Annotated in this window: 21 protein-coding genes; 10 read left to right on the top strand and 11 right to left on the bottom strand. The window is 34.3% G+C overall.

Annotated elements, in window-relative coordinates:
* The first annotated feature begins 262 nt into the window (after positions 1-262).
* A complete protein-coding gene (locus ACM55K_RS05095) occupies positions 263-691 on the top strand; it encodes a hypothetical protein (RefSeq protein ID WP_416849168.1) in 429 nt (142 codons plus the stop codon).
* An 84-nt stretch (positions 692-775) separates the two neighbouring features.
* On the opposite strand, the gene hemL is transcribed toward ACM55K_RS05095, so the two are convergent.
* The 7 genes from hemL to ACM55K_RS05130 form a co-directional block, all read right to left on the bottom strand.
* Complete coding sequence (gene hemL / locus ACM55K_RS05100; RefSeq protein ID WP_416849169.1) at positions 776-2,062, bottom strand: glutamate-1-semialdehyde 2,1-aminomutase; 1,287 nt, start codon at positions 2,060-2,062, stop codon at positions 776-778.
* A gap of 33 nt (positions 2,063-2,095) precedes the next feature.
* A complete protein-coding gene (locus ACM55K_RS05105) occupies positions 2,096-2,986 on the bottom strand; it encodes a glucosaminidase domain-containing protein (protein ID WP_416849170.1) in 891 nt (296 codons plus the stop codon).
* Complete coding sequence (locus ACM55K_RS05110) at positions 2,934-3,875, bottom strand: 1-aminocyclopropane-1-carboxylate deaminase/D-cysteine desulfhydrase (RefSeq protein WP_416849171.1); 942 nt, start codon at positions 3,873-3,875, stop codon at positions 2,934-2,936. The genes ACM55K_RS05105 and ACM55K_RS05110 overlap by 53 nt, the downstream gene beginning before the upstream one ends.
* Before the next feature lie 91 nt (positions 3,876-3,966).
* Entirely contained in the window at positions 3,967-5,796 is a 1,830-nt protein-coding gene (locus ACM55K_RS05115; protein WP_416849172.1) for a T9SS type A sorting domain-containing protein, read from the bottom strand.
* 158 nt (positions 5,797-5,954) lie between these two features.
* The gene (locus tag ACM55K_RS05120; RefSeq protein ID WP_416849173.1) at positions 5,955-7,547 is read right to left on the bottom strand and encodes an ice-binding family protein; all 1,593 of its coding nucleotides are present in this window, start codon (positions 7,545-7,547) and stop codon (positions 5,955-5,957) included.
* A 287-nt stretch (positions 7,548-7,834) separates the two neighbouring features.
* Positions 7,835-9,397 carry an ice-binding family protein gene (locus tag ACM55K_RS05125; RefSeq protein WP_416849174.1) on the bottom strand — a complete coding sequence of 521 codons (1,563 nt, stop codon included), beginning with the start codon at positions 9,395-9,397 and terminating at the stop codon, positions 7,835-7,837.
* Between the two features lie 456 nt (positions 9,398-9,853).
* Positions 9,854-10,189, bottom strand: a complete 336-nt coding sequence (locus ACM55K_RS05130; RefSeq protein ID WP_416849175.1) for a hypothetical protein — start codon at positions 10,187-10,189, stop codon at positions 9,854-9,856.
* Positions 10,190-10,312: 123 nt separating this feature from the next.
* Here ACM55K_RS05130 and ACM55K_RS05135 point away from each other — a divergent pair, with 123 nt between their 5' ends.
* The 6 genes from ACM55K_RS05135 to ACM55K_RS05160 all read left to right on the top strand — a co-directional run bounded on the left by ACM55K_RS05135 (position 10,313) and on the right by ACM55K_RS05160 (position 17,000).
* Complete coding sequence (locus ACM55K_RS05135) at positions 10,313-10,489, top strand: DUF5522 domain-containing protein (RefSeq protein WP_416849176.1); 177 nt, start codon at positions 10,313-10,315, stop codon at positions 10,487-10,489.
* Between the two features lie 239 nt (positions 10,490-10,728).
* A complete protein-coding gene (locus ACM55K_RS05140; protein WP_416849177.1) occupies positions 10,729-12,711 on the top strand; it encodes a urocanate hydratase in 1,983 nt (660 codons plus the stop codon).
* Between the two features lie 49 nt (positions 12,712-12,760).
* Complete coding sequence (locus ACM55K_RS05145) at positions 12,761-13,297, top strand: DUF4136 domain-containing protein (protein WP_416849179.1); 537 nt, start codon at positions 12,761-12,763, stop codon at positions 13,295-13,297.
* 129 nt (positions 13,298-13,426) lie between these two features.
* The gene (locus tag ACM55K_RS05150; protein WP_416849180.1) at positions 13,427-13,813 is read left to right on the top strand and encodes a group III truncated hemoglobin; all 387 of its coding nucleotides are present in this window, start codon (positions 13,427-13,429) and stop codon (positions 13,811-13,813) included.
* A gap of 72 nt (positions 13,814-13,885) precedes the next feature.
* Positions 13,886-15,019: an esterase-like activity of phytase family protein gene (locus tag ACM55K_RS05155; protein WP_416849181.1), complete on the top strand. Its 1,134-nt coding sequence runs from the start codon at positions 13,886-13,888 to the stop codon at positions 15,017-15,019.
* A gap of 223 nt (positions 15,020-15,242) precedes the next feature.
* On the top strand, positions 15,243-17,000 hold the full coding sequence (locus ACM55K_RS05160) for an aromatic amino acid hydroxylase (protein ID WP_416849182.1): 1,758 nt from the start codon (positions 15,243-15,245) through the stop codon (positions 16,998-17,000).
* A gap of 97 nt (positions 17,001-17,097) precedes the next feature.
* Here ACM55K_RS05160 and ACM55K_RS05165 read toward each other — a convergent pair whose 3' ends face one another.
* The 4 genes from ACM55K_RS05165 to alaS form a co-directional block, all read right to left on the bottom strand.
* Entirely contained in the window at positions 17,098-17,718 is a 621-nt protein-coding gene (locus tag ACM55K_RS05165) for a DUF4230 domain-containing protein (RefSeq protein WP_416849183.1), read from the bottom strand.
* A 2-nt stretch (positions 17,719-17,720) separates the two neighbouring features.
* The gene (locus tag ACM55K_RS05170; protein ID WP_416849184.1) at positions 17,721-18,677 is read right to left on the bottom strand and encodes a GSCFA domain-containing protein; all 957 of its coding nucleotides are present in this window, start codon (positions 18,675-18,677) and stop codon (positions 17,721-17,723) included.
* 154 nt (positions 18,678-18,831) lie between these two features.
* Complete coding sequence (locus ACM55K_RS05175; RefSeq protein ID WP_416849185.1) at positions 18,832-19,518, bottom strand: hypothetical protein; 687 nt, start codon at positions 19,516-19,518, stop codon at positions 18,832-18,834.
* 324 nt (positions 19,519-19,842) lie between these two features.
* Positions 19,843-22,491 carry an alanine--tRNA ligase gene (alaS, locus tag ACM55K_RS05180; RefSeq protein ID WP_416849186.1) on the bottom strand — a complete coding sequence of 883 codons (2,649 nt, stop codon included), beginning with the start codon at positions 22,489-22,491 and terminating at the stop codon, positions 19,843-19,845.
* Positions 22,492-22,825: 334 nt separating this feature from the next.
* On the opposite strand from alaS, the gene ACM55K_RS05185 reads away from it, so the two are divergent.
* From ACM55K_RS05185 to ACM55K_RS05195, 3 genes are all read left to right on the top strand, one after another.
* Positions 22,826-23,803 carry a M23 family metallopeptidase gene (locus ACM55K_RS05185; protein ID WP_416849187.1) on the top strand — a complete coding sequence of 326 codons (978 nt, stop codon included), beginning with the start codon at positions 22,826-22,828 and terminating at the stop codon, positions 23,801-23,803.
* A 92-nt stretch (positions 23,804-23,895) separates the two neighbouring features.
* Positions 23,896-24,228, top strand: coding sequence for a MerR family transcriptional regulator (locus ACM55K_RS05190; RefSeq protein ID WP_035670311.1), 333 nt, complete (start codon positions 23,896-23,898; stop codon positions 24,226-24,228).
* A 61-nt stretch (positions 24,229-24,289) separates the two neighbouring features.
* Positions 24,290-24,883: a LemA family protein gene (locus tag ACM55K_RS05195; protein ID WP_416849188.1), complete on the top strand. Its 594-nt coding sequence runs from the start codon at positions 24,290-24,292 to the stop codon at positions 24,881-24,883.
* Positions 24,884-24,885: the final 2 nt, after the last annotated feature.

Genomic DNA, 24,885 nt, shown 5'->3' on the forward strand with positions numbered 1-24,885 from the left:
TGATTTAATAAATAAACCACAAAAGTCGAGAAACAAAACGGCATAAAAGCTGATAAATATCATACGCTATTCTACTTTATCAAAATACCTTAACCTTTTAAAGTACTATTTTGAGATTGTTTTAAAGTCACTATATTATTAAACTTAACCATACTTAATTATCTTTTTTTTTATAACTATGGATAAACAATAAATTTTCGTTAAAGAATTAAACCTTTGACCTTTATCTCTGTCTTATAATTATAACTTAAAAACAATAGAAATGAAAAAATTATTTATCGCCGCATTATTAGTTGTTGGTCTGTCTGCTTTTGCTCAAGACAATAATGAAATGGAAAAAAGACCTAATAAATCTGAAATGGAAAAATTAACTCCAGAGCAACGCAATGAATTAATGTTAAAAAAAATGACATTAGACCTTGATTTGAATGCAAAACAGCAAGAGCAAATGAAACAGGTTATTGCTGAACAAACCACCAAAAGGGAAGCCATGAGAGCTGAACGAAAAGCAAATCAGGAAAAAAATACTGGCGAGAATTTTGACATGAGAACCAAAATGATGGATGAGCAAATTGCAATGAAAGGTAAAATGAAAATCATCTTATCAGCGGAACAATTTGAAAAATGGAATACAGAAAAAGAAAAACAACAAGAAAGAAGAGGTGATCGAAGAGGCGGTGATCGAAAATAAGAATAAAAAAACTTCCGGTTTCGCCGGAAGTTTTTTTTTACTCTCACCCGAACGTTCTTGAAGGGAGAGAAGGTAGTATGATTTCTAAAAAGTTTTAGAAACTTTATCTATAGCACAAATGGTAAAATCTAAATCATCGTATGTTAATGCATCAGTAATAAACCAGGTTTCATAAGCTGATGGAGCAATGTAAATTCCTTCCTCTAATAATCCATGAAAGAATTTCTTGAAAGTTTCATTATCGCCTTTGGCAGCAGTTTGAAAATCAACAACTGGAGCAGTATCAAAATGGACTGAAATCATAGATCCAATTCTATTGATTGTAAAAGCAACATTATTTGCTTTCAAAACTCTGTCAATTCCTGCACCCAAATACGCTGTTTTTTCTTCTAATCTTTGAAAAATAGCACGATCACTATCTAAAGATTGCAACATCGCTAATCCAGCAGCCATTGCTAACGGATTTCCAGATAACGTTCCTGCTTGATAAACAGGACCTAATGGCGCCAGATAATTCATAATTTCGGCACGGGCGGCAAAAGCACCAACAGGTAAACCTCCTCCTATTACTTTCCCAAAACAAACTATATCAGCAGTTATATTGAATAATTCCTGAACACCACCTCTGGCAAGTCTAAAACCTGTCATTACCTCATCAAAAATCAATAGAATTCCATTGTCTGTACACAATTGGCGTAATCCTTCCAGAAAACCTTTGTTTGGAGGAATACAACCCATATTTCCTGCAACTGGCTCCACAATTATTGCAGCAATTTCATTTATGTTGGCTTCAATTAAAGCTTTCACATTCTCTAAATCATTGTATCGTGCCAACAAAGTATCTTTGGCAGTTCCTGCGGTTACTCCAGGACTATTTGGTGAACCAAAAGTAATAGCTCCGCTTCCGGCCTGAATCAAGAATGAATCAGAATGACCGTGATAACAACCTGCAAATTTTATTATTTTATCTCTTTTGGTAAATCCACGAGCTAGTCTTACCGCGCTCATACAAGCTTCAGTTCCTGAATTTACAAATCTGATTTTATCGATATTCGGAACCATGGAAACAGCCAAAGCGGCAATTTGAGTCTCTAATTCTGTTGGCATTCCAAAAGAAGTTCCCAATTTAGCTTTCTCAATCACGGCTCGTACAACCGGTTCAAAAGCATGACCTAAAATCATAGGCCCCCATGAATTGATATAATCGATTAAACGGTTACCGTCTTCATCATACAAATAAGCACCTTTGGCACTTTTGACAAAAATTGGAGTTCCTCCTACTGCTTTAAAAGCTCTTACTGGTGAATTCACACCTCCTGGAATTACTTTTTCTGCTTCAGCAAAAAGCTGACTGCTTCTTTTATATAACATTTAATGAATTATGAATTTTTGGTTATTTTTAATTTATTTTATAATCAGTCTTTGTCCGATTGAAAGAGAATTATCAGAAAGATTATTTTTTTCTTTTAATTCGTCAATTCTTAATTCGAATTTTTTAGAAATAGAATACAACGTATCTCCTTTTTGAACCTCATAGGAGTCTGAACCTTTTGAGTTTTTATTTTCTATTGATAATTCTGCTACTAATTGTTTTTCATTCGACACATAATTTACGTCTAAAACCTCACGGTCATATTGTTGCAAATTGTATCGTTCAATATAAGCTATCAATTTATCCGGATATTTTGGATCTGTAGCATAGCCGGCAGTTCTAAGCCCTCTTGCCCAAGCCTTATAATCTCCTTTTGGCAATGCAAATAATTTAGAATATCTACTTCTGCCAGTTAGAAATATAGCGTGGTCTTTAAACGATTCTGATGGATTGTTATATTTCCTGAAGCATTCCTGATCAGAATCATCATCATGACGAACACTTTCTCCAGTCCAGCCTTCATGACATTTTATACCAAAATGATTATTGGCACTTATAGCCAAATCACCTACTCCAGCACCTGATTCTAAAATTCCTTGAGCTAAAATAATACTTGCAGGAATACCAAAACTCTTCATATTTCCCATTGCAATTTCTTTAAATTGAGAAATATACCCTTTCACAACAGCATTCGTAACTACCGTTTTTGAAGTAGAAACAATTACTTCCGTTTCACTAATCGTTGGTTCTTTTTTTACGGGTTTTGTAATAATTGATTTTGGGACATTCGATTTTTTAACAGTGGTAACAACTTCTGATTTTGGTTTTAAAGCAACTTTTTTCGTAGTTACAATAACTGGCTTTGTAGCTTTACAACCTACCAAAGTTATTATTGTGAGAATCAGCAGAATTTTTTTTAACATTGACATTAATTGTTGGTAATTGTTTGTTTCTTAATTTCATATTCATTCCTTGAATTCCCTGAATTCCACCGGTATGAATTAGTAAAATTTTTGATTGAGCCGGAAAATAGTTCTTATGTATCAAATCTATAACGCCAAAAACCATCTTTCCTGTATAAATAGGATCCAAAGGAATTTGGTTATCTTCATAAAACTTATTAATGAACCCGATTAATTCGTTATTTACTTTTCCGTAACCTCCAAAATGGTAATCAGTAATTAATTCCCAATTCTCATTTTGTGCAAAATTACAAATTTCGGCTTTTAAAAAATCCCCTTTTAAAGCTGGAAACCCTAAAACTTTCTGATGCGGCAAAACACTATTTATAATTCCTGAAATAGTACCCCCTGTTCCTATTGGGCAGCAAATATAATCAAATTCAGCATCTTTCTGTGTTAAAATTTCCTGACACCCTTTGATGGCCAATGCATTAGTCCCGCCTTCGGGAATAAGATAAAAGCTGCCGAATTTTTGTTTTAAATTTTCTAAAAATGAAATCTCGTTTTTTAAGCGATACGCTTCTCTCGAAATAAATTCCAATTGCATCCCACAATTTTGAGCAAACAATAAGGTTGGATTTTCTAAAATTTTAGTGCGTAATTCATCTCCGCGAATAATCCCAATAGTTTTGAATCCTTTTTCTTTCCCTGCAAAAGCAACCGCTGCAATGTGATTCGAAAAAGCGCCTCCAAAAGTAAGCAGTGTTTCCTGATTTTCTTCTTTCGCCTTAAGCAAATTATATTTAAGTTTTCTAAACTTATTGCCTGAAACAAAAGGATGAATCAAATCTTCCCGTTTGATATGCACTGAAATGGAGTTTGGAAATAATATCGTTAACTGTTGATTCAAGCTAAGTTATTTTTTTACAAAGGTAAAATTTATATATAACAAAAATGCAACCTTTACAGATTGCATTTATTGTTTTCATTTCAAATGAGTTTTAGTTTTTAATTATTATTTTTTTACCAACCGAAATATTGTCTTTGGTGGATAACTTAACAATATAAATTCCATCTCCAAGAGCTGACGTAGAAAATTTATAAGATGAATTTACTCCCAAATCGTTTTTATTAAAAATTGATTTTCCGGCGACATCATATAAAGCACAGGTAGTAAAATCTATTAACAATGGATTATTGATTGTTAGATTTTTAGTGGAATTATTTTGGTAAACCACAAAACCTTCACTCGTCAAATCTTCAACTCCCAAGGAAACATTACTTTTAAAGGTGATTTCAAATTGTGTATTATTGACACCTGCTGGAAGAGTCAATTCATGGAAATCATTTTTAATATCAAAATATTTATCCGCCACTTTATCATGTAAGTAAACAGTATTAGCTCCTGTAAAATTCAAAATTTCTTTTACTGTAATTTTATAATTAGCTTTGGCCACATTTTTAAAACCAATAGGGATTTTTTTATCGACATTGAAATTCACAGCATTTATTACATATTCGTTATCCTCTACTACAAAGTAAACATCTGCAGGAGGTCCATCGCTTGGGGATATTGCATCTAAAGCACGATCAACACCATCCGTTGCTTCAGGAATAAATGCCAAAGCCATTTGACGGACTCCTTCATTATTCATCAATATATTGAATCGTATTTGTGGCGTTGGGAGAATACTCACTTTGGTATAATCAAAACCAGATACTGATTGAATATCCGATAAATAAGAAGAGATATTTTTCGTTTTATCTTGATTTTTATTAAATTGAGAATAATTTGATACGTTCTCCTTAACAAATACGCGATAAATATTTTTCATTTCCACAGTACTATTTACAGTTCCTTCAATCAAAAAACCTTGTCCAACTGGACTAAAACGTCTTTCATAAATCCCTCCTGTACTAATACTCGTTACCTGATTACCAGAACCATCATAAGAATAAAAAGTTGCAGGAACATAAACTCCATTACTTCCTAAAGAACCAGGTGAAAAAGTTCCATATCCCCCTCTATAATCAGCTATATAATGAGAGTTTATCGTTTTATCTTGCTCCCAGAAATAAGCAATCCCCGTACAATTTCTTGCAGCTATTAAAAAGGCAGACAAATCTATTGCTGATGGATAAGGATTTCCAGTTAACGTAAATTGCTGGATTTTCACTGGAATAGAAATTGTTCCATCATTTGGTTTTCCTCTAAAATCATATCTTTGTTGACTTGTCGGATTATTTTGAACCCCATTTACAGTAGTTAAATTAGTCCCTGAAGTTCCTTTCATCGTAAAACCTTCTCCTGCATTTATGCTAGAAGCAGAACCCACTTGAATCCAATTCGAATAATTCGATGTTGCTATCAATTTATTTATCCAATATGGGGCAATTGCAAATGGACTAGCTTTACCATCGTAATTATTCATTGCTAAAATGGTTGGATTATTGCTACTAGTCAAATTTACAATGTCTTTAAGTTGGGTAATACCAAAAGGAGAATTCCCCGTGACAGCACTATTTCCTCCAACAGGAGAACACCAATAATTGAATTGAAAATTGTTCGTACTCCCTTCTTGAAAAATAGATAACTCACCAACTCCTTTATTTGTTCCGACCGAAGTAGAGCCTTGCAACAATTGGGCATCTTTTCTCAAATAGAAATTGCTACTAGCTGAACTTAATTCCAAGTCTTGTTTTATAAAAACAACTTCATTACTTGCAAAGACATAACTATTAGGACTAATATACATCTGGGCATTAGCATTGCTCTGAAATAAAATTTCAAAAACAATTAACAGTATTATTTTAAGTAATTTTGAGTACACAAGCTTATTAGTTAAGTTAATTTATAAGAGTTTAGATGTTTTAATAAGTAATCTCATTAGACACTATAATATCTTTAGTGTTAGAAAATGAAGCTATTAAGAATAATAAAAAATTTCAAGGTGCAAACTAGATATTTACGATAGTTTTTGACACAATCTTATCTCACACTCATTAAGGTCAAGATTCTATTTTTCAGAATTATTGCATCTGAATCAATTTTCCATCTAATATCAATATTTTGCCCCGAAGAAACTGTAGCAATTGCCTGTAAAGAAACTGATCCCGTATTCAGACTACTTGCGCAAGTTCTGCTCGAGTTAGGAACTAAAACTCCATTTTGATAAATACTAAACGTTGCTAATGCTTTACTAGGGGTTGCTATGGTAGTAGTACCGGGTTTAAATATAGTACCATTCACGCTTGAAAACTGAAAACCTGAAATATCACCTGAGTTCGTACCAATGTCTCCGGTAAAATACGAATTCCCCGTATTGCTAATGGCACCATTAGTCGTAAATATAACAAAAGTAGATAATATTCCTAAGTCAAGATAAGAACAGTTTAAAGGAATATATGCAGTTCCAGGCCCAAAACTAATGGCGCCCGTTGTTGAAAACAACCGCCCTTCAAGCGTTCCATTAGCCCCCATAAAAACGGCTCCATTATTAGCAATGACAGTTCCTTTCATTGTAGTTGAAGCAGCCATAGATACTGCGCCTTCTATAATCCAAAATACGTTACATGCAGATGCGCCGTTAGTCAATGCAACAACAGTACCTGCTCCTGTAGTAAATGCCCCTCCAATTTTAAAAATAAACACCGCATTTGGATTTCCTCCTGCGTCCAAAGTTAAAACTCCTGCTATTGATCCCGCAGCTGCTATTGAATATACACCCGCTAATAGAGTCTCGCCACTACCAAGAGAAGGCAAATGAATACTAGTAGTAGGAACCGTAAACAACTGATCGTATGCCGCTTTTAAATCTAATCTACCTTGATCAGTATTTACAGATCTAGAAGAATAGCTGGAAGTAATACTATATTGACCATTAAACATAACCAGATAAGTCCCTGCAGCAGGAGTCAATGACATTCCTGGAATTAAAACATCAGTATCTGAATTAGTTACTATATCCTCAGTTGCATTAACCGAATTAAAATTATCTGAATTGGCTAGTACAAAAGCCGTAGTTGCTAATTGTGTAGTGTTCGTGCCAACCGCTGCAGTTGGAGCTAATGCCACCCCTGTAAAGGTTGGCGAATCTGAAAACACGACCTTTTGAGTACCTGTTTCATCAATCAATGAATTCTGTGATTGTGCTGAAGTAATACTTCCAGTTTGCGTTCCGTAAACTGTTCCTGTTGTAGGTAATGTTACATTTGTTACTCCTGTTGTTGTAATTGTAGTTGCAAATTCACCTGGTAAAGCAAGTGTCGACGAATTATTATTAGCTATTCCTGTCCCCCCATTAATTGGTAAAACTAAACCTGTAATAAAATCTTTCCAACCCAAATTATAAAAATTGAAAATTGAAGTCGTAGTGTTATAAATAAGAAGTCCTGTTGCGGGTGAGCTAATGGCATCTCTTTGTATTGTAGTCAAACGAGGCAAAAGAAATCCTTTATCGGTAGAATGAATATCTAAAGCTGATGAAACTTCAGGGGTAACTGTACCTATTCCTACTTGTGCACTAGAAACTTCCGAAATTAGCAGGGATAAAACGCATAAAAACAAGATATTATTTTTCATTTATTTATTTTATATATTCTATTGATCTAAATCATTAATACATTGAAAACAATGTATTAATATACTTTAATTAAGTACATTATAAATTTTAAAGCATGCAAATGTGATGCTATTGAATAACTTGACACATTTAAAAAATATTCTTATTTAACCTAAAATACAAATACTAATCTTATAAATTTATTTTAAAAAAATTGAGGGGATCTTTTAAAAATAAAGCAAACACCTTAAGACATATTAATAAAAACAAAAAGACAACACACCTAAACACTTGATAATCAACAAAACTACCTTACATTGATTAGTGTTAATATTCTATTTCCTAGCTTTAATGTTCCTGCATCAATGTTCCATCTTACATCAACATCTTGACCTGCCGAAACAGATGCAATGGCTTGCAATGACACATCTACAGTATTTACAGAACTTAATCTCGTTCTACTGGAGTTTTCAATTAACACTCCATTTTGATAAATACTAAAAGTAGCCAAAGCACTAACAGTAGTAGGAGTAATAAAAGAACCATTCACATAAGAAGTTTCGAAACCTGTTATAGCACCTGCGTTAGTGCCTATGTCTCCCGTAATATTTGAAATTCCTGTATTATCAACACCTCCAGAAGAAGTAAACATAGCAAAGGAAGACAAAGCTCCCAAAGTAGCATGAGAACTACTAGCAGTTTTAGTCATGGTTAAAGTATTAGTACTTATTGCTCCCGCCGTAGAAAGTATTCTTCCTTCAAGCATACAAGATGCTCCTAAAGCAACTGCACCATTATTAGCAAGAAGAGTTCCTTTCATAATAGTTGAAGCTCCAAGCCCTATCCCTCCTTGTGCCAACCAAAAAACATTAGCAGCAGATGCTCCATTGAGCAAGATTATTGTAGCACTTGCCCCAGTGTTAAAGGCTGCTCCGAATTTAAAAATAAAAAGAGCATTGGTATCCCCGTGTGCGTCTAAGGTAAGGGTGCCTAATACAGAGCCTGCCGTAGCTATACTATACACTCCTGGGTTCACGGTCTCACTTCCAAACGTAGCTGAATGGGTAGTATTTGTAACTGCGACTGAATTCAATTGATTGTAAAATGCTTGTAAAGCGATTGCTGCTTGCGTCGCTTTATTACCAGGCGTTATTGTATATTGGCCATTAAAGGCAACAGCATAAGTTCCTGTTAGGGGACTTATTGACATTCCCGGTACTAAAACATCCGTAGTTGAACTAGTCATTATGTCTCCAGTAGCATTAATGGATTTATAATTACTTGTAGTGTTTGCAAAAACAAAAGCCGTCGTTGCTAATTGTGTCGTATTCGTTCCCACTGCTGCAGTAGGAGCTTGCGTTATTCCTGTAAAAGTTGGAGATTCAGAAAACACTAACTTTCCAGTCCCTGTTTCATCGTTCGATGAATTCTGTATTTGTGCTGAAGTTATACTTCCTGTTTCCGTTCCGTACAAAGTTCCTGTCTTAGGCAATGTAACGTCTGTTAATCCAGTAGTTGTAATTGTAATTGCAAATGCTCCAGGTAATGCAAGAGTAGATGCGTTACTATTGGCTATTCCAGTTCCTCCATTTATTGGCAAAACTAAACCTGTATTAAAATCTTTCCAACCCAAATTATAAAAATTGAAAATTGAAGTCGTAGTGTTATAAATAAGAAGTCCTGTTGCAGGTGAACTTATTGCATCTCTTTGTACCGTAGTCAATCGAGGCAAAAGAAATCCTTTATTAGTAGATTGAATATCTAGTATCGATGAAACTTCAGGATTTGTTGTACCTATTCCTACTTGTGCATTTGATGCTTTCGAAATTAGTAAGAATAAAACTAATAAGAACGGGATACTGTTTTTCATATATTTTTAATTACTCAATTGAGATTTATCCTTAATTTACTGAAAAACAACACGTTTTAAATCTAAAAATTTATTAAAAATCCAATGTGATGCAAATGTGATGTTAATTAATGACTAAACAACTGTTAAAAAAAAAAAAGTGTCTTATCGACACATCATAAATATCTTTTTTTATCTTTTAGTATTCATTTTAACTTATAATTATCAGTAAACAGTCACTTTTATGAGCAAAATTTTATTTGAATCTAAATAACATTTTTTTTATATAAATAAGCTTTTTCTTGCAAATAAGGAACAAACTGCACTATTTTTTTAATAGTTTCTTTCTACAATTTAAAAATAAGGATAATAAAAGCTAGCGTTCCTTGATTAATCGCAACTGAACGATAAAAAAGGGCGTTCAATAAACTATAATTTTCTTAAAGAAATCGATTTTTAAAGTATGTATGAATAAAATTATTTTTTATCTAAATAATTTAAAAACTTAAAAAAAGGTCTGTTTTTTAAATACTCAAAATTTGATTCATTGGCGTAAGCTTCCCTTTCAAAACTGATATTTCTGTATGCTAAATCAGTTTTCTTATATTGAATCAAACGAAAAAGGTATTCTATAAAATACCAAATAAAAAAAGGAATCACTAAAAGTTCTAATTGTTGGCGCAGGTGTATTTTTTCGTGATTAACAAAAACTTTATTTTCTTTATCAATATGATGTTTTACAAATACAAAAGGAAATGCAGTCAATCCACGATATCCTTTTGGAATTAAATATTTAGCAACAATTAGAAACATTCGCTATAAAATTTATAAATTTGTACTGATAAAATGGCCCTATTTAATGAAAAACTCAATCGATTGAGTTCTTTTGTCAATTAAAGCAAATCGAATGACTTTTACAATAGAATAATCCCAGGTATGAATGAGCAAAGTAATGAAAATAAATTAATAGAAGGAGAAGATTTCTATTACACACCGGAAGGTTACAAATGTTTCACTGAAAAATACCATCTAAAACGCGGCTATTGTTGTAAAAGTGGTTGTCGTCATTGCCCGTATGGTTATGATAAAAAAACAGGCACAAATAAAAAGTAGTCAATATTCAAGTTACACATAGCAGAAATCAAGAGAAGACAGTTTTAAAAAACATCAACAAAGAACTAAATGGATATTTGTTTACAGAAATATAGAATCAAAATTCATAAATCCTACCACAGGTCGGATATTCGTTATCCTTAGTGTATTCTTAAAATTAAAATGGTGTCCTATCGAGCGCAGTCGAGATCCTTTTCTTTTAAAATTACACATAAAAAAATTAACGAATAACATCAAAAATGACTTTCCAAGAACAAATTCAACAAGGAATTCCATCGGCTTTACCGAAAATAAAACCATACGAAACGGATATCAATCACGCCCCAAAACGCAAAGAAATCCTTTCTGCTGAAGAAAAAAAACTAGCATTACGTAATGCCCTTCGTTATTTTGAACCTCAACATCATGCTGAATTAGTAAAAGAATTCTCAGAAGAGTTAGAAACATATGGCCGTATTTACATGTACCGCTTTCGTCCTGATTACAAAATGTATGCGCGACCTATTGCTGAATATCCCGGAAAATGTGAACAAGCAAAAGCAATCATGTTGATGATTCAAAATAATTTAGATTATGCCGTAGCACAACATCCGCATGAGTTGATTACGTATGGCGGAAATGGAGCTGTTTTCCAAAACTGGGCACAGTATCTTTTGACAATGCACTATTTGTCGGAAATGACTGAAGAGCAAACATTGACCATGTATTCCGGCCATCCTATGGGATTGTTTCCTTCGCATAAAGAAGCTCCACGAGTTGTTGTCACAAATGGAATGGTAATTCCTAATTATTCCAAGCCGGATGACTGGGAAAAAATGAATGCATTAGGCGTTTCTCAATACGGACAAATGACCGCCGGAAGCTATATGTACATTGGTCCACAAGGAATTGTTCACGGAACAACCATTACCGTTTTAAATGGTTTTCGTAAAATAAAACGCAGTCCAAAGGGTGGTTTATTTGTTACCTCAGGACTGGGGGGAATGTCTGGCGCACAACCTAAGGCAGGAAATATTGCCGGTTGTATCACCGTTTGTGCCGAAGTAAACCCAAAAATCACCCACATTCGCCACAGTCAGGGCTGGATAAATGAAGTGGTTGAAAATATAGATGAATTAGTAAAAAGAGTCGCTTTGGCACAAGCCAATAAAGAAAGCGTTTCTATCGGCTATCTCGGAAATGTGGTAGATGTTTGGGAAAAATTTGACGAAGAAAATATTCATATCGACTTAGGATCCGATCAAACTTCCTTACATAATCCTTGGGCGGGCGGCTATTATCCTGCTGACGTTTCCTTTGAACAAGCCAATGAAATGATGGCTACTAATCCTGATTTATTCAAAATAAAAGTACAGGAAACTTTACGCAGACACACTAATGCAATCAATAAACATACTGCTAGAGGAACCTATTTCTTTGATTATGGAAATGCCTTTTTACTGGAAGCTTCCCGTGCAGGCGCTGATGTAATGGCCGAAAATCATATTGATTTCAGGTATCCAAGTTATGTCCAGGATATCATGGGTCCTATGTGTTTTGATTATGGTTTTGGTCCTTTCCGATGGGTTTGTGCCTCAGGGAAACCAGAAGATTTAGCCAAAACAGATTTAATTGCCTGCCAGGTTCTGGAAGAAATGGCAAAAACGGCTCCTAAGGAAATTCAGCAGCAAATGCAGGATAATATCCATTGGATAAAAGGAGCACAAGAAAACAAACTGGTCGTAGGTTCACAAGCCCGAATCCTTTATGCTGATGCCGAAGGACGTGTAAAAATTGCCGAAGCTTTTAATCAGGCTATTGCCAAAGGCGAAATAGGAACTATCGTTTTAGGTCGAGATCACCATGATGTTTCCGGGACTGATTCTCCGTACAGAGAAACGTCTAATATTTATGATGGCTCCCGTTTTACCGCTGATATGGCGATACAAAACGTCATTGGAGACAGCTTTCGTGGTGCTACTTGGGTCTCTATTCACAATGGCGGAGGAGTTGGCTGGGGAGAGGTAATTAACGGTGGATTTGGTATGGTTCTTGATGGTTCAAAAGAGGCTTCAAGACGTTTAGAATCAATGCTTTTCTGGGATGTCAACAACGGAATTTCCAGAAGAAGCTGGGCGCGAAACGACGGAGCATTATTTGCAATAAAAAGAGCGATGGAGACGCAACCTTTGTTGAAAGTTACTATCCCTAATATAGTAGCCGACAATTTGTTGGATTTTTAAAAATTTGAGCGTATCTTTAGTAAACATATAGTAATCAAATAATCACATCATGAAAGCAATTAAACTCCTTCCCGTATTTCTACTTTTCGTAATTGCCTCTTGCAGTTCCGTAAGAGTGTATTCAGATTATGATAACGATGTAGATTTTAGTCAATACAAAACGTATGCTTTTCATAAAAAAGGAATTGATCGAGTTGAAATTTCAGAATTGGATAAGAAAAGAATACTTAATGCCATAGACAGAGAACTAAGCAAAAAAGGAATGACTAAAAGTGAAAATCCAGATTTGCTGATTAATATACTAACCAAAGAAAGAGAAAAAATTGACGTAAACCAATACAACGCCGGATGGGGTTATGGTTGGGGATGGGGGTGGAATCCTTATTTATGGGGAGGCCGAAGTACTTATGTTTCCTCTTCAACCGAAGGAACATTGTATATTGATTTAATTGATGCCAAGAAAAAAGAATTGGTTTGGCAAGGTGAAGGTGTTGGTTATTTGACTGAAAACCGCAATGAAAAAGAAAAACAAATCAATGAATTTGTGGCGAAAATTTTAGAGCAATTTCCGCCTGTTAAAAAGTAATCAGTTTTCAGATTATAGTAAACAGTAACAATAGTCTTCGGGATATAATTTAAAAAGTAGCGAGAACCTTTTAAACTATTATTTGATATAAATGGCCTACCTTTGTGTAGGCTTTTTTTATACCAAATCATGAAACAACTTACGGATATTACCACTCTTGAAGATATCAAATTACTGGTTGATACTTTTTATTCTAAAGTTCAAAAAGATAAATTTATTGGACCAATATTCAACGAAAAAATAGGCAACCGCTGGCCGGAACATTTAGAAAAAATGTATCGTTTCTGGCAAACAATTTTACTGGAAGAACACACCTATTCCGGCAGCCCATTTCCGCCACACAAACAATTACCTGTTGCCAAAGAACATTTTGAACGCTGGATGGAAATTTTCATTGAAACTACAGATAGTTTATTTGTAGGCCCATTAGCCGAAGAAGCTAAACTTCGTGCTATGAATATGGCAGAAATGTTCAATTATAAAATTGAGTATTTCAGGAATGTCGAAAAAAATTAAATTAATAATCCGTATTCTAACGTATTTCCAATCAATTCATCCGTTGTCTTTTGCATAGTAACAAAACCTTTTATGCGTAAATTTTTAATTCTCGTTGTTTTACAAGCTGCTCTTCTTTCTTGTTCCAATTTAAAACAAACAACTGAAAACAAACCAACTCCCAGTTTAAAATTTATCAGTTCGTTAGAAATTCCTTTTAATCAAACTTTTCAAGATACTAAGGTTGGTGGTTTATCCGGAATCGATTATGATCCGAAACAAGATCTGTATTACCTTATATGCGACGACAGATCGGTGTTTAACGATTCCCGATTTTACACTGCAAAAATTCGTTTGATCGAAAATAAATTAGAAAGCATCCATTTTCAAAGCGTTACTACTTTAAAAGATGAAACCGGAAAAAGTTATGGCAACTGGAATACCAGTCCAACAACTGCATGTGATCCAGAAGACATGCGGTACAATCCAAAAACCAACTCGCTTGTTTGGAGCAGCGAAGGCGCTCGTGTAGTTACCACAGCTAAATTAGTTTTACAAAATCCGTCCCTAAACTTTATGGATTTGAAAGGTAATTTCAAATTTAAAGCCAAACTACCAGCGAATTTAGAAATACAAAAAGAGGAAAAAGGCCCTAGAAATAATGGGACTTTAGAAGGGATTACTTTTGACAGAAAATACAAAAAAATTTATACTAACATTGAAGAACCTTTATTTGAAGACGGTGACCAAGCCAATACCAGCAAAGGAGGTTTGATTCGATTGTATCAATTTAATGCCAAAACAAAAAAAAATACCGCCCAATATGGATACAAATTAGAACCTATTGCACTGGAACCGAATCCAAAAGGCGCTTTTGCCGTGAATGGCGTTTCGGCAATTCAATATTATGATAAAAACCAGTTGCTGGTAGTGGAACGCTCTTATTCTACCGGCACACAAGCTTGCACGGTTAAAGTTTATCTGTGTGATTTAAAAAAAGCAACTAATGTTAAAAACTACGGTTCTTTAAAGAACCAACATTATGAATTGGCTTCCAAAAAACTGATGCTGAACATGGATGATTTGGGTATTTTTATTGATAATATCGAAGGACTTACTTTTGGACCAAAATTAGCAAATGGCCACCAATCCATTATTTTTATTTCAGATAATAATTTTTCTGAAATCCAAAAAACGCAGGTGTTGGTGTTTGAGTTGGTGGAATAGTAAATCCGAAAAACTTCTATCAATCCACCACTCCCCTAGCCCAGATTGAAATGAAAAGCTTTTTGCGAAAGCCGTTTTGGTTTTTCTTGTTTATAAAAAGCGACCGGAGGAAGCTCTTTTATGAACTTTAGAAAAACAAACGGGTTTGCAAAAACTTGCAATGAAAAGCTGGAAATAGCTCCTGAAATTTGTACTTTTGCACTATAACTACAACGATTTCGAAATGAACTCAACTATTGAAAGTAATCCGTTATTAGACAGATTGCCAAAGCACTTAAAGCAATTTATCAAACCTCAAGACTATAGCGATTACACGCCTATAAATCAAGCGGTTTGGCGATATGTGATGCGCAAAAATGTGAATTATCTTTCGAAAGTAGCGCATAGTTCGTATCTCGAAGGATTGAAAAAAACAGGAATCGAAATTGACCACATTCCAAGCATGTACGGCATGAACCGCATTCTGACTGAAATAGGTTGGGCTGCGGTGGCGGTAGACGGATTTATTCCGCCTAATGCTTTCATGGAATTCCAAGCGTATAATGTACTTGTAATTGCTTCTGACATTCGTCAACTTGAACATATAGAATACACGCCAGCACCAGATATTATTCACGAAGGTGCCGGTCATGCACCCATAATTGCCAATCCGGAATATGCGGAATATTTACGCCGTTTTGGGGAAATAGGCTGCAAAGCAATTTCTTCAAACAAAGATTACCAAATGTATGAAGCCATCCGACTGCTTTCTATCTTGAAAGAAGCGGAAGATACGCCTCAAGCCGATATTGATGCTGCCGAAAAAGCGGTGGAGGATTTGCAAAACAATATGGGTGAATTATCGGAGATGGCGCAAATTAGAAACCTGCATTGGTGGACCGTGGAATATGGTTTGATAGGGACAGTTGACAACCCGAAAATTTATGGCGCCGGATTACTTTCGTCTATTGGTGAAAGTGCGTGGTGCATGACTGATAATGTGAAGAAAATCCCTTACGATATAGCAGCAGCCAAACAGAGTTTTGATATTACAAAACTGCAACCTCAGCTTTATGTCACCCCAGATTTTGGGTATTTAAGTTTGATTTTGGAAGAGTTTGCCAATAAAATGGCATTGCGTACCGGAGGATTATCTGGAATTAATAAATTGATTCATTCGAATGCTTTAGGAACGATTGAACTGAGTACCGGAATACAGATTTCGGGAGTTTTTACTAATGTTATTGAAGAAGAAGGAAAACCCGTTTATATTCAAACTACAGGAAAAACAGCCTTATCTTATAGAGAAAAAGAATTAGTGGGTAATGGAACAATCAAACATCCGGAAGGTTTTGGAAGTCCCATTGGAAAACTAAAAGGTATAAATCTTGCTATCGAAGACATGAGTCCAAGAGACTTAAGTGCCTATTCCATCACTGAAAACAAAAGTGTAACACTGGAATTTGAAGGTGATATTATCGTAAAAGGAGAAATTATAACTGGGTCCAGAAACCTGCATGGCGAGATTATTTTAATCAGTTTAAAAAACTGTACTGTAACACACAAAGAAACTGTTTTGTTTCAACCGGAATGGGGCAATTACGATATGGCGATAGGAAAAAAAGTAATTTCGGCTTTTTCAGGTCCTGCTGATGTGAATAGTTTTGATTTGATTTCGCATGTACCAACAAGTAAAACCATCAAGGCGAAACATACCGCAGAACGTGACGATTTAGAGGTTTTGTACCAAACGATTCGAATGATCAGAGAATCCAAAGACATGCAAACTTCTTTAGCACCAATTTTTGATAAATTACATACCAATCACCCAAATGACTGGTTATTAGCAGTTGAAATCACGGAACTTTTGAGAGACAGAAACGAACCGCAATTACTACAGGAAATAATGCTTTATCTGGATCAATTGAAAGTAAAAAGACCCGAAGTAGCACATTTGATTGCTGGCGGTTTGGATTTAATTTTTGACAAAGAGAAAGCTTAATATCTAATAAAATTAAATACGAATTTCACGAATTAGCACCAATTATAATACGTCTGTATTTAGTGCTAATTCGTGAAATTCGTGTTTAAAATTTTATCTAAAGTTTTATTTTTTGCCCAAAATCTTTCTCGCTTTCGATTACTTTTCCCTCATACTGTAACTTCCAACCCATGGTATTGGTTAAAATTAGTATTTTAGATAATTCGCTAATTAAGCGGTTTTGAGCATTTATTTTCAACGACGATTTTTCTATCTTCTTGGCTAAATTCGCTTTAACTGATTTGTTGATTTTGTTGTAATCATCTCCTGTAAAAGGATTCAGTTTACTTTGTTCCACGTTATAAAACTGAATATCTGGACTTATTTTTATCTCTTCTTTTGGAATACTAATAATCGTGATGGTTTTGTTTTTTTCATCGATGTCGTACTTCATTTTGTGCAAATCATACGCAACTGTTACATCAGCATTGACAATAACTAATGCTTTTTTCTCGAAAGAAAGCATATCCAACAAGTATTTTTGTTGATTTTTATAGGTTATTACTTCTGAAAAATGACCTTCGGTAACCACCAATTTCCCAACGTTTACAATTTGTTGCTGAATAAGATTTGTGTTGTAACTGATGTCTTCATCATCGTTTTTCTTAAAGTCACAAAATTTAAATAATAAAAATATTCCGGCAATAACTCCTATTCCAATAAGTATTCTTCTAAGCATAATTAAAATTTCATGAATGAATATTGTTTTTCCAATTTAGTGATTTTTTCTCGGAGTTTGGACTCAAACTTCAAATGACTTTCAGAATCAGGATTAAAAGGCTTGTGTGAAAGACTTTTTTGAATACTTTCTACTTCTTCCATTGTAGAAAAAGCGGTTTCAGAAATGGTAGTTTCCTTGAAACGCTTCCAGATATAATCGATTGCCACTTGATTGGGATGCAACATATCTTCCCCATAAAACCGGTAATCCCGAAGTTCATCCATCATGATCTCGTAAGAAGGAAAGTATTCAGTGTTCAGTTTGCAGTGTTCAGAATTCAGAATACTGTGAATAGCCGAAATCAAATGCGCTTTACTCAACTGATTCTCCACAAAACCGTCTTTGATATGACGTACCGGTGAAACGGTAAAAATAAAATTGCAATCAGGATTTATTTTTTTGATTAAATCAATGGTGTTTTTAATAGAATTTTCAATTGTTCCCACTGACAAAATTTCTTTTTTAAATTGATTTTGCGGCATTTTGTGACAATTGGCAACGATAGCATTACTTTCAAAATTTCGATATACCCAAGACGTTCCAAAAGTGACAATTAGATGAGAAGCTTGAAATAGTTGTATCAATGAAATTCTTAAAATAGCATTCAAATTTTCAAGCAATTCTTTTTGGTCAACATCACTAAAATCTGAATGAACCTCATAACAATGCCAGCGTTCATTATGAAAAAAAATATCTTTCTCTGTAAAAAAAAATTGATTAGCAATACGATAAATTAGTTTTTCAATAGAAACCGGATTGAAAATTATTCCGAAAGGATTTATGATATTTTCGAATTTAAAATAATTGAATTTTTTACCCATGTTTTCCACAAAACAAGATCCCAAAGACACAATTTTAGAATTGTAATCAATAGAATGACTACTTTGAGAAATGGGAATTGGAGTTCTAAATTGCATTGTTATTTTATTTACTACAAATTTGAATAATTTTAGTGAATTAAATACCGTTTAACTCTTTTTTCATTCATCATTTATATTTTAAATTAAAAAACCCTTTCAATGTTTTAAACTATGAAAGGGTTTGCCAGTTTTCTATGAACTCATGATTTTATTAATAGAAATATTGTGTTTTCAGATAACCATTAGTAGAAATTGATGTTTCCGAAACCTGTTCAGTTGGATAATTCTCTAAATCGTATGCAAAGGAATTTTTATAAAATTTAGCTGAAGATGATATTTGCTCGTCTTTGGTAGTACTTATAATCACTGTATTTATCAAACTATTATTCGACGAGATTGTTTCATTATAATCCAATAGCTTTTTATATCCCAATACATTAAACAATGGATTGTGTTTAGAATCATAATCAAAACTTATACTGTAACTAGAAGTAACTCCTACTGCTGTGTTGTCTAATATTCTTTCGTCCTTGATGAAATTTTCATTTTGAAAATACAAAATTCCATGATACATTTTCACTTCTTGATTCCCTGAATTAATCGTTAATTTTTCATAAGAAACAGTTTCATCTGAATTATGAATGTAATTTATTATATAATTGTTTGGGGACTTTATGCGTATCAATTCACCGGCAACATAAGTGTATTCTACAGTTTCGAGAAGTTGATTTGTTTTGTTTAACGTTACTGTTTTCGAAATTAAACCATCCGTATAAGTAAAATCAACATGTTTCTGAACGCCATCAATACTTACAATTTTATTGCCATTATAAGTAAACAAAGTTGTTGCCGAAGTGCCATCTGCTGAAGTAGCAACTACCTTTTTTAGTAATTTCATGCTATCGTCAGTATCATTTGAACACGAACAAAGAGTCAATAAAAAAACCGATAAGACACAAAATATTTTTTTTGTTTTTTTCATAATACTAAATAAATCGCATAGATCTTCATCAAACCTTTCGTTCTATATAAATCAAACCTAAAAAAATAAAACAAAAGCTACAATATTCATCGTTACAATCCCTATATTTCGGTTAAACTACTTTTTTTAACTTAGCTGTAACACTATATGAAGACCATATATAAGTGAGTTAAACAAAAAAATAAACCCTTTTAGAGCAGAAGTTCTAAAAGGGTTTCTATTATAAAAAATAAATTTGTTTTATTTTACAAACTCAACCGCTTTTTCTAAGGCGTTTTGAATTCCGGCTATATTCTTTCCTCCAGCTGTAGCAAAAAATGGTTGTCCGCCACCGCCTCCTTGGATAAATTTACCCAATTCACGAACTACTTGCCCAGCATTTAGGTTTTTATCAGCGACTAATTCTTTAGAAATGTAACAGGTTAACATTGGTTTTTCTTCGTCGGCTGTAGCTAAAACAAGAAATAGGTTATTCCCTAAATTTCCTAATTCATACGCCAAATCTTTTGCTCCTTCCGGATTCAAATCCACTTGTTTTGCTAAGAATTGTATGCCGTTTATTTCCTGTATTTCTGCTGTTAAATCTGCTTTCAAATTTTTAACTTTGTCTTTCACCAAAGCCTCAATTTGTTTGGCCAATTTGGTATTTTCTTCTTGCATCGAATGAACGGCTTTCAAAATATCCTGAGGATTTTTTAACGCTATTTTCACTTCATTCAATGTGTTTTCATAGGAAGCAAAATGTGTTTTAACAGCATCACTTGTAATGGCTTCGATACGACGAATTCCCGCAGCAACCGCTCCTTCAGAAACGATTTTGAAATGCCAGATTTCGGCCGTGTTTTTTACATGGATTCCTCCGCATAATTCCATGCTTTCACCAAATTTAATCGCGCGCACATTATCTCCGTATTTTTCACCAAATAATGCCATTGCGCCTTCTTCTAAAGCTTGTTGGATTGGAATATTTCTTCTTTCTATTAATGGTAATTGTTGTTGGATTCTTGCATTTACAAATTCCTCAACTTGCTGCAATTCGGTTTCCGTCATTTTAGCAAAATGAGAAAAGTCAAAACGCAAATAGTTTGGATTTACTAAGGAACCTTTTTGTTCTACGTGTGTTCCAAGAATACTTCTCAACGCTTGGTGCATCAAGTGTGTAGCCGAGTGATTTCTAGAAGACAAACTTCTCAAATCCTGATTTACTTTAGCTGTAAAACTAGCGTTTACATTTTCTGGCAATTTTTTTGCAAAATGTAAAATCAAGTTATTTTCCTTTTTAGTATCGATGATTTCGATAGTTTCATTTGCAGAAACCAAAGTTCCTTTATCACCCACTTGTCCTCCACCTTCTGGATAGAATGGCGTGTTATCTAAAACGATTTGGTATAAAACTCCGTCTTTTTTACTGTCAATTTTACGGATGCGAGTGATTTTTACGTCACTTTCTGATTGATCGTAACCCACAAATGTTTCTACATTTCCTGGGATCAACACAGACCAATCTTCGGTGGAAACTTCTGATGCGGCGCGCGAACGGGCTTTTTGAGCTTGCATGGCAGTGTTAAAACCTGCTTCATCCAGTTCAAATCCTTTTTCTCTAAGAATTAATGCTGTTAAGTCAATTGGAAATCCGAAAGTATCGTATAATTCAAATGCTTTAGTACCGGAAACGGTTGATCCTTTAGTATCGGCAACTACATTTTCCAATAATTGTAATCCTTGGTCTAACGTTCTTAAGAACGATGCTTCTTCTTCCCGAATCACATTGGTAACCAATTGTTGTTGCGATTTGATTTCCGGAAAAAATTCCCCCATTTGATTCGCTAAAACGGCAACCAATTGATTGATGAAAGGCTCTTTGGTATTCAAGAAGGTAAATCCATAACGAATGGCACGACGCAAAATTCTACGAATTACATAACCAGCACCTGTGTTTGATGGCAATTGTCCGTCAGCAATAGCAAAAGCCACCGCACGAACGTGATCGACCACTACTCGAATAGCGATATTGGTTTTGTTTTGCTCTTCGCTCTCTTCGACTCCGCTCAGAGTGACATCATTTGAAGTGTATTTTAATCCTGTAATTTGTTCTACTTTTTCAATAAGTGGCGTAAAAACATCAGTATCATAATTGGAAGTTTTTCCTTGCAATGCCATACACAAACGCTCAAATCCCATTCCGGTATCAACATGTTGCGCGGGAAGTTTCTCTAAAGAACCGTCTGCTTTACGGTTGAACTCCATAAATACGTTATTCCAAATTTCCACTACTTGCGGATGGTCATTGTTCACTAAACTTTTTCCTGAGATTAAAGCTTTTTCTTCTTCTGAACGTAAATCAACATGAATTTCAGAACAAGGTCCACAAGGTCCTTGGTCACCCATTTCCCAGAAATTATCTTTCTTGTTTCCAAGAATGATTCGGTCTTCGTCAATCAATCCTTTCCAAATATCCCAGGCTTCCTGATCGAATGGTACGTTTTCTTCCGGGTTTCCTTCAAATACGGAAACGTATAAATTTTCTTTTGGGATTTTATAGACTTCTGTCAAAAGTTCCCAAGCCCAGTTGATGGCTTCTTTTTTGAAATAATCACCAAAAGACCAGTTACCAAGCATTTCGAACATGGTGTGGTGGTACGTATCAAAACCTACATCTTCTAAGTCATTATGTTTTCCTGAAACCCGAAGACATTTTTGTGTATCGGCAATTCTATTGCTTTTTGGCGTGGCGTTCCCAAGGAAATATTCTTTGAACTGCGCCATTCCCGAGTTGTTGAACATCAGGGTTGGATCATCTTTTAGAACTATGGGTGCTGATGGAACGATTAAGTGTCCTTTTGATGCGAAAAAATCCAGAAATTGTTTACGTACGTCTTGTGATTTCATTTACTAAAATTTGTTTAAAGTCTAAAGTTTAAAAGTTTGTTAAACCTAAAACTATCTTTAAATATTTGAATTATATTATTGTTATTTTGCCCCAGATAGAAGTGAAAAGCTTCGCGACTTTGAAATTTATTTTTTCTTGAGATGGCAGAGCGACCGGAGGAAGTTCCTGCTGGCTCATTAGAAAAAAAGATTTCAAGACGAGAACTTGCAACGAATAGCTGGAATAGGCACATTATTATATTTATTCCTAAAAAAAGGGCTGAACGAATGAAACATTTATTAAATTTGTTCGACTAACCTTTTACGAAGGTGCAAAAATAGGGTATTTTAAAATATGGCGAAAGTAAAATATTATTACGATTCCGAAAATCTAGCATACCGAAAAATAAAAGTAAGAAAAAGAAAGAAATTTGGTGTTGTAGCCTTATTTTTAGTAGCATCGGCCTTGTTTGGATTTTTATGTTTTATTATTTTATTGAACACTCCCTATTTTGAAACGCCAAAAGATCGTTTGCAAGCACGTGAAATTGACAATTTGAAGTTGAATTTTTCTATTTTAAACAAGAAAATGGATCAGGTTGATGGTGTTGTTGAAGACATTGAAAATAGAGATAACAATTTGTATCGGGTTTATTTTAATATTTCAGCGATTCCTGACTCAGTGCGAAAATCAGGTTTTCGTGATATCAATCGCTATAAAAAATTAGCAGGTTATGACAATTCACAACTTGTAATGAACACGACAAAAAGGGTTGATGTGCTTACTAAAGAATTAGCGATTCAGTCGAAATCTCTGGATATTATTTTGGACTTAGCAAAAGCAAAAAATAAATTATTGGCAGCTATTCCAGCTATTCAGCCCGTAAGAAATGAGAATTTAAAACAATTGGCGTCTGGTTTTGGATATCGAACGGATCCTTTTACGAAAGCGAGAAAAATGCATAAAGGAATGGATTTCTCTGCAAATACCGGAACTCCTATCTATGCTACCGGAGATGGCGTAATTGCCAAGGCGGATAATACGGCATCAGGTTATGGAAATCATATCGTAATTAAACACGGTTACGGTTATGAAACCTTATATGGACATTTAAGTAAATATAAAGTTCGTGCTGGGCAACATGTAAAACGCGGTGATATTATAGGATATGTGGGCAGCACAGGAAGATCCGAAGGACCGCACTTGCATTATGAAGTGCACAAAGATGGGAATGTCGTGAATCCATTAAATTTTTATTACGGAAATATTTCGGCAATTGAGTATGTTGCCATTTCAAAATTGGCAAACCAAGAAAATCAGTCATTAGATTAATGCTTATAAAAAAGAGTGGTTAGTGATCCGATATTAGGAATGAAAAAGTCTACATATATTGGTAGCAGAATTAAAAGTCAAATAAAAACAATATGCATATTGAACTTTCTAAAGATAAAAGGTATTACAGCATTGGTGAAGTAGCCAAAGCATTTGATGTGAATGCCTCACTGATTCGTTTTTGGGATAATGAATTTGATATTCTGAAACCTAAAAAGAATGCCAAAGGCAATCGCATGTTTACTCCTGAAGATGTGACTAATTTACAACTCATCTTTCATTTAGTGAAAGAAAGAGGTTTTACGCTGGAAGGTGCCAAAACACATTTGAAAGAAGGTCAGAAAAAAACTTTGGATAAATTTGAAATTATTAGAAAACTGGAAACAATACGAACACAATTAACAAATATTAAAAATCAACTTTAGATTGTTGATTGCCGATTTTATAAAAATAACAATTAAACACTAAACTTTAAATTAAACAAAAATGGATTTTAAAAAATTTTTACCTTGGATTATTGCAGCAGTATTAATCATTGGAATTTACAGCTGGGTTAAAGGCATCAACAATACTGCAGTAACTTTAAATCAAACAGTAGAACAATCTTGGGGAGATGTACAAACAGCCTACCAAAGAAGAAATGACCTTATCGGAAATTTAGTAAACACTGTAAAAGGAGCCGCTGATTTTGAAAAATCAACTTTAACCGCTGTTATTGAAGCTAGAGCAAAAGCTACTTCCGTAAAGATTGATCCAGCAAATATTACTCCCGAACAATTAGCTGAATTCAACAAAGCACAAAGTGGTGTGAGCAGCTCTTTGTCAAGATTACTAGTAACCGTTGAAGCATATCCTGATTTGAAAGCCAACCAAAATTTCTTGAAATTACAAGACGAATTGGCCAGTACTGAAAACCAAATCCTTACTGCAAGAACCCGTTTCAATGAAGCCGTTAAACCGTATAACTCACACATTAAAACGTTCCCAAATTCATTATTTGCAGGAATGTTCGGTTTCAAAGAAAAAGCATACTTTAATGCTGTTGAAGGTGCAGACAAACCCGTTGAAGTAAAATTCTAATC

It is taken from the genome of Flavobacterium arabinosi, from assembly GCF_048158725.1.
GTDB lineage: Bacteria > Bacteroidota > Bacteroidia > Flavobacteriales > Flavobacteriaceae > Flavobacterium > Flavobacterium arabinosi.

What these genes read in the sequence shown, in the direction of transcription:
- ACM55K_RS05170 (WP_416849184.1), bottom strand. Translation starts at nt 18,677, where the DNA reads ATGCAATTTAGAACTCCAATTCCCATTTCTCAAAGTAGTCATTCTATT.
- ACM55K_RS05175 (WP_416849185.1), bottom strand. Translation starts at nt 19,518, where the DNA reads ATGAAATTACTAAAAAAGGTAGTTGCTACTTCAGCAGATGGCACTTCG.
- alaS (WP_416849186.1), bottom strand. Translation starts at nt 22,491, where the DNA reads ATGAAATCACAAGACGTACGTAAACAATTTCTGGATTTTTTCGCATCA.
- ACM55K_RS05150 (WP_416849180.1), top strand. Translation starts at nt 13,427, where the DNA reads ATGAAACAACTTACGGATATTACCACTCTTGAAGATATCAAATTACTG.
- ACM55K_RS05130 (WP_416849175.1), bottom strand. Translation starts at nt 10,189, where the DNA reads ATGTTTCTAATTGTTGCTAAATATTTAATTCCAAAAGGATATCGTGGA.
- ACM55K_RS05155 (WP_416849181.1), top strand. Translation starts at nt 13,886, where the DNA reads ATGCGTAAATTTTTAATTCTCGTTGTTTTACAAGCTGCTCTTCTTTCT.
- ACM55K_RS05160 (WP_416849182.1), top strand. Translation starts at nt 15,243, where the DNA reads ATGAACTCAACTATTGAAAGTAATCCGTTATTAGACAGATTGCCAAAG.
- ACM55K_RS05135 (WP_416849176.1), top strand. Translation starts at nt 10,313, where the DNA reads ATGAATGAGCAAAGTAATGAAAATAAATTAATAGAAGGAGAAGATTTC.
- ACM55K_RS05145 (WP_416849179.1), top strand. Translation starts at nt 12,761, where the DNA reads ATGAAAGCAATTAAACTCCTTCCCGTATTTCTACTTTTCGTAATTGCC.
- hemL (WP_416849169.1), bottom strand. Translation starts at nt 2,062, where the DNA reads ATGTTATATAAAAGAAGCAGTCAGCTTTTTGCTGAAGCAGAAAAAGTA.
- ACM55K_RS05140 (WP_416849177.1), top strand. Translation starts at nt 10,729, where the DNA reads ATGACTTTCCAAGAACAAATTCAACAAGGAATTCCATCGGCTTTACCG.
- ACM55K_RS05190 (WP_035670311.1), top strand. Translation starts at nt 23,896, where the DNA reads ATGCATATTGAACTTTCTAAAGATAAAAGGTATTACAGCATTGGTGAA.
- ACM55K_RS05195 (WP_416849188.1), top strand. Translation starts at nt 24,290, where the DNA reads ATGGATTTTAAAAAATTTTTACCTTGGATTATTGCAGCAGTATTAATC.
- ACM55K_RS05120 (WP_416849173.1), bottom strand. Translation starts at nt 7,547, where the DNA reads ATGAAAAATAATATCTTGTTTTTATGCGTTTTATCCCTGCTAATTTCG.
- ACM55K_RS05105 (WP_416849170.1), bottom strand. Translation starts at nt 2,986, where the DNA reads ATGTTAAAAAAAATTCTGCTGATTCTCACAATAATAACTTTGGTAGGT.
- ACM55K_RS05125 (WP_416849174.1), bottom strand. Translation starts at nt 9,397, where the DNA reads ATGAAAAACAGTATCCCGTTCTTATTAGTTTTATTCTTACTAATTTCG.
- ACM55K_RS05095 (WP_416849168.1), top strand. Translation starts at nt 263, where the DNA reads ATGAAAAAATTATTTATCGCCGCATTATTAGTTGTTGGTCTGTCTGCT.
- ACM55K_RS05165 (WP_416849183.1), bottom strand. Translation starts at nt 17,718, where the DNA reads ATGCTTAGAAGAATACTTATTGGAATAGGAGTTATTGCCGGAATATTT.
- ACM55K_RS05185 (WP_416849187.1), top strand. Translation starts at nt 22,826, where the DNA reads ATGGCGAAAGTAAAATATTATTACGATTCCGAAAATCTAGCATACCGA.